The organism is Pseudomonas sp. TH41, assembly GCF_016650695.1.
Lineage (GTDB): Bacteria > Pseudomonadota > Gammaproteobacteria > Pseudomonadales > Pseudomonadaceae > Aquipseudomonas.
The window spans coordinates 86,394-102,383 of sequence record NZ_JAEKFH010000009.1; the positions used below are offsets into that span (position 1 = coordinate 86,394).

At 59.9% G+C, this 15,990-nt stretch carries 10 protein-coding genes; 3 read left to right on the forward strand and 7 right to left on the reverse strand.

Going from position 1 to position 15,990, the window contains the following annotated elements; translation table 11 throughout:
- Together JFU37_RS29700 and JFU37_RS29705 are read left to right on the forward strand one after the other, a co-directional pair.
- Positions 1-1,437, forward strand: a complete 1,437-nt coding sequence (locus tag JFU37_RS29700; RefSeq protein WP_201120676.1) for an efflux transporter outer membrane subunit — start codon at positions 1-3, stop codon at positions 1,435-1,437.
- Positions 1,438-1,551: 114 nt separating this feature from the next.
- Positions 1,552-3,264 (forward strand): cation:proton antiporter, encoded by a 1,713-nt coding sequence (locus tag JFU37_RS29705; RefSeq protein WP_201120677.1) that lies wholly within the window; start codon positions 1,552-1,554, stop codon positions 3,262-3,264.
- Here the strand turns inward: JFU37_RS29705 and JFU37_RS29710 are convergent, their stop codons facing one another.
- The 7 genes from JFU37_RS29710 to JFU37_RS29740 form a co-directional block, all read right to left on the reverse strand.
- Complete coding sequence (locus JFU37_RS29710) at positions 3,265-4,929, reverse strand: long-chain-fatty-acid--CoA ligase (RefSeq protein ID WP_201120935.1); 1,665 nt, start codon at positions 4,927-4,929, stop codon at positions 3,265-3,267.
- A 51-nt stretch (positions 4,930-4,980) separates the two neighbouring features.
- Complete coding sequence (locus JFU37_RS29715; RefSeq protein ID WP_201120678.1) at positions 4,981-6,759, reverse strand: acyl-CoA dehydrogenase C-terminal domain-containing protein; 1,779 nt, start codon at positions 6,757-6,759, stop codon at positions 4,981-4,983.
- 62 nt (positions 6,760-6,821) lie between these two features.
- Positions 6,822-9,311 (reverse strand): efflux RND transporter permease subunit, encoded by a 2,490-nt coding sequence (locus JFU37_RS29720; protein WP_201120679.1) that lies wholly within the window; start codon positions 9,309-9,311, stop codon positions 6,822-6,824.
- Between the two features lie 31 nt (positions 9,312-9,342).
- Positions 9,343-10,416 carry a WD40/YVTN/BNR-like repeat-containing protein gene (locus JFU37_RS29725; RefSeq protein WP_201120680.1) on the reverse strand — a complete coding sequence of 358 codons (1,074 nt, stop codon included), beginning with the start codon at positions 10,414-10,416 and terminating at the stop codon, positions 9,343-9,345.
- Positions 10,417-10,482: 66 nt separating this feature from the next.
- Positions 10,483-11,841, reverse strand: coding sequence for a DUF1329 domain-containing protein (locus tag JFU37_RS29730; protein ID WP_201120681.1), 1,359 nt, complete (start codon positions 11,839-11,841; stop codon positions 10,483-10,485).
- A 39-nt stretch (positions 11,842-11,880) separates the two neighbouring features.
- Positions 11,881-13,896, reverse strand: a complete 2,016-nt coding sequence (locus JFU37_RS29735) for a DUF1302 domain-containing protein (RefSeq protein WP_201120682.1) — start codon at positions 13,894-13,896, stop codon at positions 11,881-11,883.
- A 130-nt stretch (positions 13,897-14,026) separates the two neighbouring features.
- Positions 14,027-14,593 (reverse strand): alpha/beta hydrolase, encoded by a 567-nt coding sequence (locus JFU37_RS29740; protein WP_201120683.1) that lies wholly within the window; start codon positions 14,591-14,593, stop codon positions 14,027-14,029.
- A gap of 267 nt (positions 14,594-14,860) precedes the next feature.
- On the opposite strand from JFU37_RS29740, the gene JFU37_RS29745 reads away from it, so the two are divergent.
- A complete protein-coding gene (locus JFU37_RS29745; RefSeq protein WP_201120684.1) occupies positions 14,861-15,916 on the forward strand; it encodes an AraC family transcriptional regulator in 1,056 nt (351 codons plus the stop codon).
- Positions 15,917-15,990: the final 74 nt, after the last annotated feature.

The window sequence follows — 15,990 nt, forward strand, 5'->3', positions numbered from 1 at the left end:
ATGCGCAAGCCCCCTCTCCCCCTATTGCTGTGCCTGGGCCTGGTTGGCTGCATGGTGGGCCCGGACTACCAGCACCCTGAAATTCAAACCCCCGCGGCCTATCGGTATGCCGACAAGGAAGCAAAGAACCTATCCAATACGCTCTGGTGGGAGCAGTTCCAGGATCCCGTCCTGAATGACCTGATCCGGACCGCGTTGCTCGAGAACAAAGACATCAAGATTGCCGCCGCACGGGTCGAAGAATTCCAGGGTCGTTATGGCGTAGTGCACTCCGGGTTGTTTCCACAAGTCGGGCTCAACGCGCAAGGTCAGCGGACCCGATCGCCCCGAGACAACGGTCCTGTGCCCCTGGATCCGTCCGTCGATCCGGTGTTCAACAACTACCAGGCGATCCTCAGTGTGAACTGGGAGCTGGATGTCTGGGGACGCTTGCGGCGTCTCAACGAATCCGCCCGCGCTGATCTGCTGGCTTCGGAAGAGGGTCGCCGGAGCGTCATACTGAGCCTGGTATCGTCGGTAGCGTCGAGTTACGTGACGCTGCGCGATCTTGACCGGCAACTGGAAATTGCCCGCACTACGGCCAAGGCGCGGGGTGATTCATACGAAATATTCAAACTGCGCTATGGCGCCGGCACCATTTCAGAAATGGAATTGGCCCAGAACCAATCCGAGTACGAACGGACCCGAGCGGCGGTCGCGGCGTTAGAACCCCAGGTTGCACAACAGGAAAACGCGCTGGCCGTACTGCTGGGTCGCAACCCGGGCCCCATCATCAGAGGACGCGACCTGGCACAGTTGGCCTTGCCGTCGGTGCCCGCCGGGTTACCGTCAGACTTGCTGGAACGCCGCCCCGATCTGCGTCAGGCGGAGCTGAACCTGATCGCGGCAAATGCCCGTATCGGGGCAGCCAAGGCCCTGTATTTCCCGACCATTTCCCTGACCGGGCTGCTTGGCTCCGTCAGCAATCAACTCTCGAACTTGTTCACCGGCCCCGCCGCCACCTGGTCTTATGGCGTCGCGGCGAGCATGCCGATCTTCACGGCCGGTGGTATTGCCGGTGAGGTTCAACAAGCAGAAGCGTTTCAACAGCAAACGCTCCTGACTTACCAGCAAGCGATTCAGTCGGCCTTCCGGGATGTGGAAAATGCCCTGGTCGCGTCCAGCAAGTCCCGAGAGCAAATGGCCTACCAGGAACGGCAGGTCGAGGCATTGCGCACTTACGCCCGTTACGCGCGGCTACGCTATGACAACGGTTACACCAGCTACATTGAAGTCCTCGACGCTGAACGCACCCTGTTTGACGCCGAGTTGAATTACACCCAGACCCGCGGCGCTGTGTTCACCACCATGATCGATCTGTACAAGGCGACCGGCGGAGGTTGGGTGACCGAGGCGGACAAGCTGACGGCGACTGATGGGCCGGGAGTCCAACGATGATCAAGCACTTGATCCCCTGGGCAGGGCTGTCATTGCCATTGTCATCCTGATCCAGCGGATCGTCCCGTCCTTGGCGACACCGTTGCGCCCTGCCAAGACCGCCACGGAGTTTTTATGTTCGTCAGCCTGTTGATCATCTTCACCGCCTCCCTGGTCGTCATCGCCCTGTTCCATCGCCTGCGATTGCCGCCAGTGCTGGGCTACCTCTGTGTGGGGCTGATCGTCGGGCCGACGGCGTTCAACTGGGTGAACGACAGTGACGCGTTGCCACTGCTCGCCGAGTTGGGTGTGGTGTTTTTGCTGTTCTCCCTGGGGCTGGAGTTTTCGCTGTCAAAAATGATAGCGCTGCGTCGGGTGGTCTTTGGCCTCGGCAGCCTTCAAGTGATTGTATCCGGGGCAGTGCTTGGCGCTCTGCTGATGATGTTTGGCGTACCGACCACTTCTGCGTTTCTACTCGGTGCCGGCCTGGCACTCTCTTCCACCGCGATTGTCAGCAAGGAACTCGGCAGCCTCGGCGAGATTTTCAGCAGCCATGGCCAGAATGCCATTGGTGTGTTGCTGTTCCAGGACGTAGTGGCAGTGTTGTTGCTGACCCTGGTGCCAGTGTTCGCCGGCACCAGCGATCAGGCCTGGTATTGGGCGCTTCCCATAACGCTGGGCAAAACCGTCGTGCTGTTCGTCGGGCTGTCCCTGGCCAGTCGCTGGTTATTGCCACGCCTGTTTCATGAAGTGGCCGCGTCCCGTTCCGCAGAGCTATTCGTGCTGCTGACGCTGGTGATTGTTTTGCTGACGGCCGTGTTAACCCACTTGCTTGGTCTCTCCCCGGCGCTGGGTGCCTTTCTCGCCGGCATGCTGCTGGGGGAAAGCCACTACCGACATCAGATTGAGGCCGACATTCGCCCGTTCCGCGACATCCTGCTCGGGCTGTTTTTCGTCAGTATCGGCATGCTGATCGATTTGCGATTGTTTGCCAGCCACGGCCTGCTGATCCTCGGCCTGACCCTGGGGTTGCTGGCGATCAAAGGGTGCGTGGTCGCGTTGCTGGTCAAATGGCGCGGCAGCGACGGTGAAACCGCTTGGCGCAGCGGCCTGGCATTGGCCCAGGGCGGGGAGTTCTGTTTCGCACTGATGACGCAGATGCAGCAAAACCAACTGATGCCTGCCAATCTCGGCGGCCTGCTGCTGGCCGCAACCTTTTGCTCAATGGTGGTCACGCCGTCGTTGCTGCGCGCCGCCCCTCACATTGCCGCACGCTTGCACCGCAAACCCAACGAAGAAGCACGACTTGAGGAAATCAGTGCACTCAACGCGCAAGTGCAGGGGCATGTGGTGATTTGTGGTTACGGTCGTGTGGGGCAATCGATCGGGCGCATTTTGCTCAATGCCCAGCAGCCCTACATCGCCCTGGATAACGACCCGGTGAGGATTCAGGAAGCAGCGGTCGGTGAAAGCCATGTTCACTACGGTGATTCACATCGCGGTGATCTGCTGGTCGCGGTCGGGCTGGAGCGCGCCAGCCTGCTGGTGATCGCCGTGGACAAAGCTGACATCGCACTGCTTATCCTCAAGGAAGCACGCCGAATCAACCCGAGCGTGCCGATCCTGGTGCGCACTCGGGACGACAGTCAGGGGCCCGAGCTGAAGGCGGCCGGTGCCAGCGAAGTCGTGCCCGAGTTGCTGGAATCCAGCCTGATGCTCGCCGCTCATGCACTGGTCCTGCTGGGTTTCCCCGAGCAGCAGGTGCAGGACCGGGTCGACCAGATACGCCATGACCGCTACCGCCTGCTGCACGGTTTCTACCCCGGTGCTGAAGATGAGGAACTCTGATCAGCAGATGTCCAGTGCCTGTCGGCTCAGTTCCTGTTCGCGAATCAGCCGCTTGTTGATTTTCCCGACACTGGTTTTAGGGATCTCGGTAACGATCCTGATCTGCTTGGGAATCGCCCACTTGTTGATACGGCCACTCTCGACATATTGATGCAGATGGGCCACCAGCTTTTCAGGCGTGATGCCTTCTACTACCGCGCAAACGACCAGGGCCACGGGGCGCTCACCCCACTGCAGGTCGGGAATGCCGACGACCGCCACAGACGTGACGGCGGGATGCTCGCTGATAAGACTTTCCAGTTCCAACGAGCTGATCCACTCCCCTCCCGTCTTGATGACGTCTTTGATCCGGTCCTTGATCTCCACGACGCCCAAGGCGTCGATAGAGCCGATGTCACCGGTATGCATCCACCCGTTTTCCCACAGCTGCGCGCCCTGCTCAGGTTCCTTCAGGTAACCCTGGGTCAACCAGGGCGCGCGTACCACGATCTCACCCAGCGCCTCGCCATCCTGAGGCGCCTCGTTGCCGCTGGCATCGATGATTTTCAAGTCCACCATCGGCACCGCCACCCCGGTCTTGATGCGAGCGGCCACCTGCGCCGGCGCCGGTTGTTCAAGCTCGGCCTCAGTCAGGTGAGTCAAACACAGCAATGGACAGGTCTCGGACATCCCGTATCCGCTATGCACGCGCATGCCCCGTGCGGTCGCCTGGGCCGCCAGCCCGTGGGTCAATGCACTGCCGCCCAGGAGCATTTTCCAGCCGCTGAAGTCAGTGTCGGTCGCTTCGTCGCACTGCAGGATCATTTGCAGAATCGTGGGCACGCAATGGGAGAAACTGACCTTTTCCTCGCGGTACAACCTGACCAGGCTATTGGGTTCATAGCGACCCGGGTAAACCTGCTTGATCCCCATCAACGTCGCAACATATGGCACGCCCCAGGCATGCACATGAAACATGGGCGTGATGGGCATGTACACATCGTCGGAACGTAACAACGGCAAGCCCTGGTACACGCCCAGGGTGCCAACCGCATTCAGTGTATGCAGCACCAGTTGGCGGTGGGTGAAGTAAACGCCCTTGGGATTTCCGGTGGTGCCGGTGGTGTAGAAAATCGTCGCCACCGAGTTCTCATCAAAGTCCGGGAAATCGAAGTGAGGCTCCGCGTCCGTCAACAGACTTTCGTATTCACCCAGCACGGGCAGCGCGGCTGATGGTGCGCCGACGTCACTGAGTTGGATGTAGCTTTTGACGGTCGTCAGCTGATCCTGAATCTGCTCTATCAAGGGCAGGAAATCGTCATGCACCAACACCAGGTCATCCTCGGCGTGGTTCATGGTGTAGAGAATCTGCTCCGCCGAGAGACGGATATTGACCGTGTGCAACACGGCGCCAATCATCGGCACGGCAAAAAAGCATTCCAGATACCGATGGCTGTCCCAATCCAGCAACGCCACGGTGTCCCCGGCCTTGACGCCGGCTTTCGTCAGCGCGTTGGCCAATTGCTTGATGCGGTCATTCAGCGTTCGATAGCTGTAGCGCAGCTTGTCCGCGTAGACGATTTCCTGATCGGGCGCATAGCGCGCGCCCGAGAGCAACAGGCTCTTGATCAACAGTGGGTAGGTGTATGCGCCTTGCGCGGGGGAGATTATTTTTGTGGTTACCACGGTGAAGTCTTCCTGATTCTGTTGGTTGTAGATCATCTCCAGTTCACTGGATCAGAACTGCGTTGCATCGAGCAGGTAAAGCGAGTCGCTACCGGCCCGGACCGACGCCGCCAACGAATGGACACGCGGTAACAGACGAGCAAAAAAGAAACGTGCGGTGCCCATTTTGCTGGCGTAGAAATCGTCCTGCGTTTCCTTGCCGAAGGCGGCCTGGGCCATCAACGCCCACATGTAGGCGTAGGCGGTGTAACCGAAGACGTGCAGATACTCGACCGCGGCAGCGCCGATTTCATTCGGGTTGTTTTGCGCACGGTCCAGCAACCACGCGGTGAGTTCGTCGAGGTTGTCCAGTGCGCTGTTCAGCGGCTGGGTGAACTCAGCCAGCTCAGCACTGGCGGTGGCGGTAAAATGGCGGATCTCGTCAGCAAACAGTTGGTACAGCGCACCTCCCGTGCCGACCACTTTGCGTCCGACCAGGTCCAGCGCCTGAATGCCGTTAGTGCCCTCGTAGATCTGGGTAATACGCACATCGCGCACCAGTTGCTCCTGGCCCCATTCGCGAATGTAGCCGTGACCGCCAAATACCTGCTGGCCATGCACAGTGGATTCCAGGCCCAGGTCAGTCAGAAAGGCTTTGGCCACCGGCGTCAACAATGCCACCAGTGCCTCGGCGCGTTTGCGTGCGCTTGGGTCGTCACTGAACTTGGCCGTGTCGAGTTGCATCGCGACGTAGGTCGAAAACGCACGACTGCCTTCATTGCACGCTTTCATGGTCAGCAACATGCGGCGAACGTCGGGGTGCACGATGATCGGATCCGCGACCTTGTCGGTGGCTTGCGGGCCGCTCGGCGAACGACTTTGCAAACGGTCGCGGGCATAGGCGAGCGCATTTTGGTAAGAGCGTTCAGCCGTGGCCAGCCCCTGAATGCCGACACCCAGGCGCTCGTAATTCATCATGGTGAACATTGCCGCCAGGCCCTTGTTGGGTGCATCGACGATCCAGCCGGTGGCACCGTCGAAGTTCATCACGCAGGTGGCTGAGGCCTTGATCCCCATCTTGTGTTCGATTGAACCACAGGACAGCGCGTTCCTCTGACCAAGGCTGCCATCGGCGTTGACCAGGACTTTGGGCACCAAAAACAACGAGATGCCTTTGGGGCCTGCGGGCGCGTCAGGTAGGCGGGCCAGGACCAGGTGGATGATGTTCTCGGTCAGGTCGTGCTCGCCGCCGGTGATGAAAATCTTGGTGCCGCTGACTTTGTAAGAACCGTCGGCCTGAGGTTCGGCCTTGGTGCGGATGATCCCCAGATCCGTGCCGGCGTGTGGTTCGGTCAGGCACATGGAACCGGCCCAGACGCCGGCATACAGGTTTGGCAGGTACGTCGCTTTCAGCGTTTCACTGGCATGAGCGTTGAGGGCCAGGCAGGCGCCGGCGGTCAGCATCGGATACAAGCCAAACGACAGGTTGGCCCCGTTGACCATTTCCTCGACCTGGGCGCCGATCACTTTGGGCATGCCCATGCCACCGTATGCCGGTTCTCCGCCCACGCCGGTCCAGCCACCCTCGGCAAAGGCGCGATAGGCGTCCGCAAAGCCGTTTGGCGTGGAAACCTGCCCGTCGTTCCAGGAACAGCCCTGCTCGTCACCACTGCGGTTGAGCGGTGCGATCAGCTCTGCGCTGATCTTGCCGGCTTCTTCGAGCACGGCATTGGCGGTGTCTTCATCCACCACCTCGGCCAGGGCCGGCATGGCGGCCCACAGCCGGGAAACGTTGAAAACTTCGTTGAGTACGAACCGAATGTCGCGCAGCGGCGCTTTGTAGTCAGACATGTTTGAAATACTCAGGCAATGTCAGGGCATGGAACATGCCCTGGTCAGTGGAAGTGCAACCCTTATGGGTGTGCGCCAACAAGTTCCGCCGGGCGTTCGGTGGACTTTGCAGGAATGGGAGTGATGTTTCGCAGCAGGAAACAGGACAACGCCGGTATTAGAATCAGCGCACCGAGCATGTTCCAGATGAACATGAAGGTCAGCAGGATGCCCATGTCGGCCTGGAACTTGATCGGCGACCAGGCCCAGCACACAACGCCTGCCGCCAGGGTGATGCCGACCAGTCCGACGACTCGACCGGTGAAAGACACCGCGTTACGGTAGGCCTGTGCCAATGGCAGGCCTTGGCGCTGGAAGTGCAGCTGCACGCTGAGCAAGTACAACGCGTAATCCACACCGATCCCTACCCCCAGCGCGATCACCGGCAATGTCGCCACTTTGACGCCGATGCCCATGACCACCATCAACGCCTCGCAGAGGATCGACGTCAGCACCAGCGGCAGCAGCGCCACCAGCGTCGCGCGCCAACTGCGGAAGGTAATCAGGCAGAACAGCGTCACTGCCGCGTACACGTAAAGCAGCATCGTGTGGTTGGCTTCACGCACCACGATGTTGGTCGCCGCTTCAATGCCGGCAGTGCCGGCGGCCAACAGAAACTGGCGATCGTCGGTGCTGTTTTCCTTGGCGAATTTGTCGGCGATAGCGACCACGGCGTCCAGCGTTTCGGCTTTGTGATCCTTGAGGAAGGCGATCACCGGCATCACCGAACAATCGGTATTGAACAATTCCGGTGCATTGACCGACGCCTGCTGCGCGGCATAGTTCAGTACGTTCTGGTTGCGCTGGATGCTGTTGAGCTTGGGGTTGCCTTCGAACGAGCCAGCGGTGATCTGACGTACCGCATTGACCAGCGATGAAGTCGCTTGCACACCGGGGTATTGCTGGAGCTCCCAGGCCAGGCGATCGGCCAGAATCAACGTCTGATAATTCAGGCACCCTTCAGGCGGCGTCTTGATCATCACCGCGAACAGGTCGCTGGACAGCGCGTAGTGGCTGGTGATGTAGGCGTTGTCACGGTTGTAGCGCGAGTCCGCGCGCAGCTCCGGGGCGCCACTGTCGAGGTCGCCAATTTGCAGGCGTTGACTGACCACGAAACCTGCGATGCCCAACACCACCGCCCCGAGCACGATACCCGTGGCCCACTTGCGCGTGGTGAAACGGTCGAGGAAATCCCACAGTTTGCCGAACCCCCGACTCTGCGCGGCGCGAGTGTCGATCTTCAGCGCACGCTCTGCAGCCTTGGCGCCAACGCCGATGTAGGACAGGGCCACCGGCATCAACAACAGCGAGGTGAAGATCAGCACGGCGACGCCGATACTGGCGGTAATGGCCAGGTCCTGAATCACCGGAATGTCGATCAGCATCAACACGGCAAAACCGACCGCATCGGCCAGCAACGCGGTGACGCCAGCGATAAACAGACGACGGAAGGTGTACCGCGCCGCCACCAGTTTATGGGTGCCACGGGCGATGTCCTGCATGATGCCGTTCATCTTCTGCGCCGCGTGGGATACACCGATGGCGAAAATCAGGAACGGCACCAGAACCGAGTAGGGATCGATGGCATAACCCAGCCAGGCGACAATGCCCAACTGCCAGACCACAGCGGTCAGCGAACAAAAGATCACCAACAGCGTGCTGCGCAGGCAACGGGTGTAGAGATAGATGATGACGAACGAGGTGACCACGGCCAGACCGAAGAACATCATCACCTGAATCAGGCCGTCGATCAGATCGCCGATCAACTTGGCAAAACCGATCACGCGGACCTTGTACTTGCCTTTGCCCTCCGCCCCGGCCTTGCGTGCCTTGCTATCGCCGGCAAATTCGATTTTGTCTCGCAGCTGTTCTTCGAGCATCTGCGCGAACGAGTAGTAATTGATGCTGTGACCGGTCGCCGACGTTTTGTCCAGCAGCGGCACGATCAACATGGTCGACCTGAAGTCGCTGGCCACCAGGCTGCCGACAATGCCGGCGCGGTTGATGTTCTGGCGCAACTGTTCGATGTCTGCGGGTGAACCCTGGTACGCATCGGGCATCACCGGGCCACCCTGGAAGCCTTCTTCGGTGACTTCATTCCAGCGCACCGCCGGGCTCCACAGAGACTTCATCCAGGCACGGTCGACGCCTTCCGTGAGGAACAAGTCATCATTGACCTGTTTGAGTACGGCCAGGTATTGGGGGTCGAAAATGTCGCCCTGGGTGTTCTCCACCACCACCCGCACCGAACTGCCCAGGCCACGCAACGATTTGCGGTTCTCCAGGAAGTTCTGGATATAGGGCTGGCTCTGCGGAATCATCTTCTCAAAGCTGGGGCGCAGCTCCAGGCGGGTGGCCGCCATATAACCCAGCACCAGCGTGACCAACGCCATGACCAACACAAACAGCGGACGGTGGTTGAACACCCAGCGTTCCAGGCGGTTGCCGGAGTGCCGATCGAAGTCACGCAAGTGGCGGATCACCGGCATGGTGTCTTGCTTGATGTTGCCCATGTCAGGGTACTCGCTCTAATGGATCCAGTTCTTATTTGACGTTCTGTACGCGTGCACCACGGCTGCCGACCAACACCAGGCTGCCGTCGGGTGCTCGGGTGGCGCCGGCTGACGGGGACAGATTTTGTTGAGGCACCAACGTCAGTCGGGTGCTGTCGTCGCCGCGGACCAGCATTTGTCCTGCCTGGCTAAACAGCAGGTAACGACCCTTGGCGTCCACCGTGGCGGCCGTGATGCTGACCTGCAGACCCGTGCTGAGCGGGGTCCAGCTGGAACCGCCATCGATGCTTCGAAACACATGCCCGCGCAGACCGTACACCAGCACTTCGCCGGGCCTGCCGATCACGCCGAAGAAACTGCCCTGATAGGGCGACTCGAGCACCACGAAACGCTGCCCTGCCTCATCCCACTTGAGCAGCAATCCCTGTTCGCCAACGATGTAGAGCGCATCCCCCGTGGACGCGATTGCATTGAGGTGCAAACCTTGCGTGTTATCAGTGCGGTCCTGGAACGGCACCCAGTGTTCACCGCCATCTTCGGTACGCAGAATCAGGTTGAACACACCGACCACAAAGCCGACTTTTTCGTTGGCGAACCAAACGTCGAGCAGCGGCTTGTCAGCGCCCTCCTCGACCAGTCGCTCGCCATCAGCGGCGAGCTTCGCCCAGTGTTCGTTGGCGGGTTCACGAGTGGCCAACGCACGGTAATGCTTGACCAGCAAGGCGCCGATCTGGCGACCGTCCAGTTGTTTGTTCCAGGTCACGCCGGCATCGCTGGTGTGCAGTACCACGCCGTCGTTGCCGACCGCCCACCCTTGCGTGGCTGAAGGGAAGTTCACGGCATTAAGGTCGGCACTGACCGGCACAGCCGCCTGCTGCCAGTCTTTGCCGCTATCATCGGAATAAAGGATGTGGCCACGTTGTCCGACGACGATTAGTCGCTCACCTGCGCGAGCCGCGCCGAGCAAAGGGCTGCGAACCGCCAGGGCGCTGGCCTTGGCCGGCAGATCCAGCACGTCGACGTAGCTGGCCGCCTGAGTGAGGCCTTGCAGCAAAGCAAGCGTGATGCCCAGCGCGACCTGCAGGTACTTCGTGTACGAACACATACGGCGTCCCTCTTGAAAAAAAGCGCCGGGCGCACGTCGAGTGCACCCGGCGTTGAACCCCGGCGCTTAGCGAATGCCGGCGCCCGCCAGGGACTCCGGCGACCACTGCGCCTTGGACAGCGAGTCGATGTAGCGAATGCCGCCGTAAGGCCCTACGACACCATTGATGTTGTAGGAACCGCCGACCAGGTCGTAGATCATGAACGGCGTGGAGTCCGGCACCTGCTTGTCATAGCTCTGGCTGAGGAAGGCGAACGAGCCACGGTAGAGCTGACCGCGTGCGTCGTATTGATCGGAAGCCAGAGCGGCCCAGCTGTCTTCATCGAGGTAGAAGCGGCGCTTCTGGTACACGTGACGTGCACCCGCCTTGAGGTTGCCCTCGACGACCCAGACGCGGTGTTTTTCCCAGCGCACGAAATCGGGTGCGAGGTGATTAGCGGTGGTCAGGCTTTTGGGGTCCTGGGCATAGGTCAGCTTGTAGGTGTTGTACGGCACGATCATTTCTTGCTTGCCGACCAGCTTCCAGTCGTAGCGATCCAGTGCGCCGTTGAACACGAACACATCGTCGTAAGTGCCCGCTCCGGCCGTACCGGGATTAGGCGTGTCGTAAGCGAGGTTGGGCGCCAGCTTGACGCGACGTTGTCCCGGCAGGTACTGCCATGCGCGACGTGGCTGCTCCAGCGGGTTGGCGGCATCTTTGAGCATGATCGATTCGCCGGCACGACGCGCCGGCCCCGTGTAGTACAGCTTCATCTGGTAGTACACATCGGAACTGCTGATGGGCTGCGACAGGTTTTCGTAGATCGGGTACGTGATGAACGCCTGCCCGGTGGTCGCCAGGCTCGGTACACCGGCCGAGTCGACGTTCCAGGAGTCGTACTTGGAGTTGATGTTGACGCCCTGATACCGCAGCAGGAAGTTCCACATCGCCTCGCTGCCCGATTGCGGAATCGGAAACGGTACGCCGGGTAATACGTTGTCGATGGCCAGGCCGCCTTCAAGGGACTTGGCACCGATGGCGTTTTTCACGCCGTTGTCCAGCACCGTCTGCGGCAGGGCCACGGTGCGGTGGGTCGGGTAAACATCAACATGGAATGTCGCGAAGCGCTTGGCCAGTTCCACCGTGGTGGCACTAAGCATGCCTTTGTACTGATCAACGTTTTTACCATCGATCACCAGCACCGGTTTTTCGCTGGCAAACGGATCCGGGCGCATGCTGTCGCCGGCCTTGAAACTGGCCGGGGCTGTGGTCAGCCCACCGGCATAGGCGGGAATCGAGCCATCGGCATTGGCGGCTTTTTCGGCGCCCACCAGGGTCAGGCTGCTGCCCAGTTTGGCGGCCTCTTGAGGCGAAACGGCTGCCTGCGCATGGGCGCCAATGGCCATGGCCAGAGACGCGGCCAACAGAGTTTGCACAAATTTCATGGGGTCATACTCCTGCTTAGTGACTAAGCATTGGGTGAATCAGAAGGTGGTTTTCAGCGTCAGGTAGAGGGCGCCACGGTCTTCAGTGGTCGCACCGCCGCCCGAGAAGGCCGAATAGCCACCGGCGTAGCACGCGTAGTTTTCGTTACCGCTGAAGGCGTTCGGCGTAGAGCCGTCGCCACTTCCGGCGTTGGCTGCGCCGGTGCTGTTGCCGCTGACATTGCACTTGTCAGTCTTGCCGAAGGAATCCACGTACTTGAGGTCGACGAAGTACTTGTTGTAAACGATGGCGCCGACGCCCACGGCATAGTTGCCGGTGTCTTTCGCACCGCCGCCCGATACCGGTGAAACGCCCGCAAGTCCAACGTTGACGGAGGTTGGCATGGTCATGTCCACGCCAGGGAATACCTGGTACCAGGTCGGTGTGAAGTTGACCGCGATACCCCAGTTGTCGCGGGTCGGCGCATCGATACCGCGATAAGTGCTCTTGCCCTTGTAGAGCGCCTCATTCTTGCTATCGAGCTTGAGCAGGTTGCTGTAATAGAGTTCGGCCAACAGCGAAGCCGAATCGAACACCGGTGTCTTGGGCAAGGCCATCAGACCGTTGAGCGTCCAGTGCAGCGTGTCGCCTGTGGCACTCATGCTGTCGCCATCGTGCGGGGTGTCGTAGATGATGCCGGTGGCCGCCGTACGTGGCGGCAACAGGCCCAGACCTTGCCCGAGCCCGAGCGGGCTGTTGGTACTGACGATCGCCGGGATACTGGCCAGCGGCATGTTGTGGCGGATGTTCAGGTCACTGCCGACGCTGATGCCGCCGACATCCTTGGACAGGCTCAAGCCGAAGATGTCGATCTTGTCGGAATACGCCAGCTGATAGGTGGTGGTGCTCAACGAGTTCAGTGTGTTGACGACCGCTGGCACCTGGCCCGCTGGCCGCGTGCCGTTAGGATTGGCCGAGCTCAACCCTCTGGCGTCGAGCCAGGCCTGAGGCAAGATGTCCGAAGTCTGGCGATAGTAGAAGCCGAGCGTGCCGTCCAGCCACGCCGGCGACCATTTCGCCATAACGCCCCAATCGCCCGAATTGCGCGGTGTCAGATCATCGCCACGGCGCACGTTGGTCAGCGCATTGCAAGGTGCCAGGCCACAACCGAGAGGGCTGCCGGGGGTGATGGAGTTGGTGTTGCCCAGCAGGAACGACTGCGCACCGAAGCCCACCAGATCGGAACCGCCATAGTAAGTCCCCGCTTCTGGCAGTCGTGCGGCATCCCAATCCAGGAAATACTGGGCACCTACGGTCAACTCAGGATTGAGGGTGAAGGTCATCGAGAGCTGATTTCGCGGAACGAACAACTCCTTGGCCTCGGTACCCGGCGACGCCGCCAGCTTCGCCAGATCCAGGCCGGACTGGCCGTAGCTGATCGAGTGAACCGGGTTCAGGATGGTTTCACCCCAGAACACGTTGTGTTGCCCGGCCTTGACACTGAACATCGACTCTTCGCCCACTTCGGTGCTGTAGAACACGAAGGCATCGAGGATTTCGCCGGAGGGTCCGGTGTAGTAGCGCTGGGCGTAGTTGCTCAGGTGGGAGCTGCCATTACCGACATTGTCGCGAGTAACGGGGGCAAGACGCGGATCATTGGCGACCAGGCCCGAGGTACTGCCATTACCGTTGACGAACGGATTGGAATTGGAACCGGTGTTTTCATACGCCTTGTCGTACCAACTCGCGGCACTGACACGAAACCCCATATGGTCCTTGTAGACCACATCCATCTCGGTCAACAGGTCAACCCGGTTGGTGATGTTGGTCCCGGCCTTGCGAAAGTTGTAGTCACCGTCATTGTTGTTCGGCGTCCCCAACATGCGTTTGTCGGCGTTTTCGGTGCGCACACCGTAGTTGTACTTCACGGTGTTATCAAAACGCATGGCCCAGTCAGGGTTGCCGGTATCCAGTTCGACGGCGTGGGCGACCGGCATGGACGCCGCCAGAATGGCCAGGGCCAACAAACTGCGACGCGGGGGTAGTGTGAGGCCATGACTCTTATTGTTATGCATTACGTTGTCTCCGCCATGTTGTACTTATTTTTAAGCGCAGGTTCCCTTGCACAGGCCCGGGTGAAAGGCCTGCGTTTTTTTCACACGTTAGAGCAATTGCCGGCCACGTTACGACCGGGCAGGTGCCTGACTAGCGATCCAGTTCCAGAATGAGTGCTTCGGCTTGTGGCCAGTGGCCAAAGCCCGATGCCGGGTTGAGGTGGCCGACTTCGCCGAGGTTGATCAGTTCGCTGCCCCAGCCGTGGGCCATACGGGTGACAGCCTCGAGGCTGGCCAGGTGATCGTTGGTGCTGCCCGCCACAATGCTGCGAAAAGGCAGCACGCGGGTGGGCAGAGGCGCCCAGCCATTGGCTCGAAGGGTGTCAGGGGACGGATAGCCTTGCGGCCAGGGGGCATTAAGATCAGGCGGTGCAGCCAGTAGAGCGCCCTTGATCGAGCCGCTGTGCCGGGTTGCCCAGTGCGCAACCATCAGCACACCGGCGCTGTGAGCGACAAGAATCACCGGCCCGTCGATTTGCTCCAGTTCATGCTGGATCGCCCGGACCCGTGCAGCGCAGTCAAGTTTGTCGGTTTCCAGCGGCGGGACGCTGCGCACGTTGCTTAACCGGGCCTCCAGCAGTGTTTGCCAATGTTCGGCAACGTGGTCGCGCAGACCCGGTACGATCAGAACGGTTGCAGCAGTTTGCAGTTTGTCCACTTGAACACCTTCGCCTTCACGGTGACTCGACTGGCTGTGTCGCCAGAATCTTTTTGTAGTACCGACAATAAAGAGCCCCCACCCGCGATGCTTTACATTTGACGTCAGCTACTTTTCTTTTGATGACACGTTTGCAGTTGTTTCGATGAACTTCCGAGCACAAAAAAGTATTGGAAGCCTCTGTTCAAAACTTTTCATTTCATGACTTGCCGGACGTAGCCGGTCACGTTAATTTCGATCGCAATCACTACAAGAAAAAGGTCCTGCATGACCAAGCTCGTACGCGCCGCCGTTTTGACTAACTACCTGGAAGTGGCGCAACACCTGGGATTGAACCCACAGACCATGCTGGTCGACGTCGGTTTGAACAAAGCCGTGTTGCAAACCCCAGAACACCGTATTCCTATCGATGCGGCGGTGCGCCTGCTGGAAAACTCCTCCACTGCCAGCGGTTGCCAGTACTTTGGCTTGAGCATGGCCGAGTCACGCCAGCTTTCCGATTTTGGTGTCGTCAGCTTGTTGCTCACCCATCAGCGAACACTGCGTGATGCGTTACAAGTGCTGGTGCACTACCGCCACCTGATGAACGACTCGTTGGCGATCTTCGTCGAGGAAGCGGGCAGGATGGTGATCATCCGCGAAGAGGTGGTCCCCGAGTCGCCGATGCCCTGTCGGCAAGCCAATGAGCTGGCAATCGGTGTGATGTTTCGTCTCTGCGCCGCCCTGCTCGGTGCCCACTGGCAACCCTACAGCGTCAACTTCACCCACCAGCCCCCCGACAACCTGCAACTCCATCGCCGGCTGTTTGGGTGCAAGCTGGAGTTCGGCAGTGAGTTCAATGGCATCGTCTGCCCTGACGCCAACCTTGACATGACCAATCCCCATGCCGATCCGGGTATGGCGCGCTACGCCCAACGTTATCTCGATTCGCTGCAAAGCAACGACGGGCCTTCGACCCTGTTCGAGGTACGCAAAGCCATCTACTTGCTGCTGCCCATGGGCCGCGCCACCATCGAGCAGATCGCCCAGAGCCAGGGCATGAACGTGCGGACGTTGCAGCGCCGTCTGAAAGAAGACGACTGCACCTTCAATGACCTGATCAACGATGTGCGCCGCGATCTGGTGTTGCGCTACCTGGAAAACCCGAGCTATTCGTTAAGCCAGGTCGCCGACATGCTGGGCTACTCCATGGCGAGTTCGTTTACGCGTTGGTTCATCAGCCAGTTCGACATGCCGCCGGCCGTATGGCGCAACACGCACAAGCCTGGCAGCCCAAAAGCCCCGACGGACAGCACTACCCTCCCAGATTCGAACAAACCCTGAGCCGGCGAAGATCAAACCGTAGGATCTGGCTTGCCCGCGAAAGCGGCCTGACATCCAACCAATCGCTTGCAGAT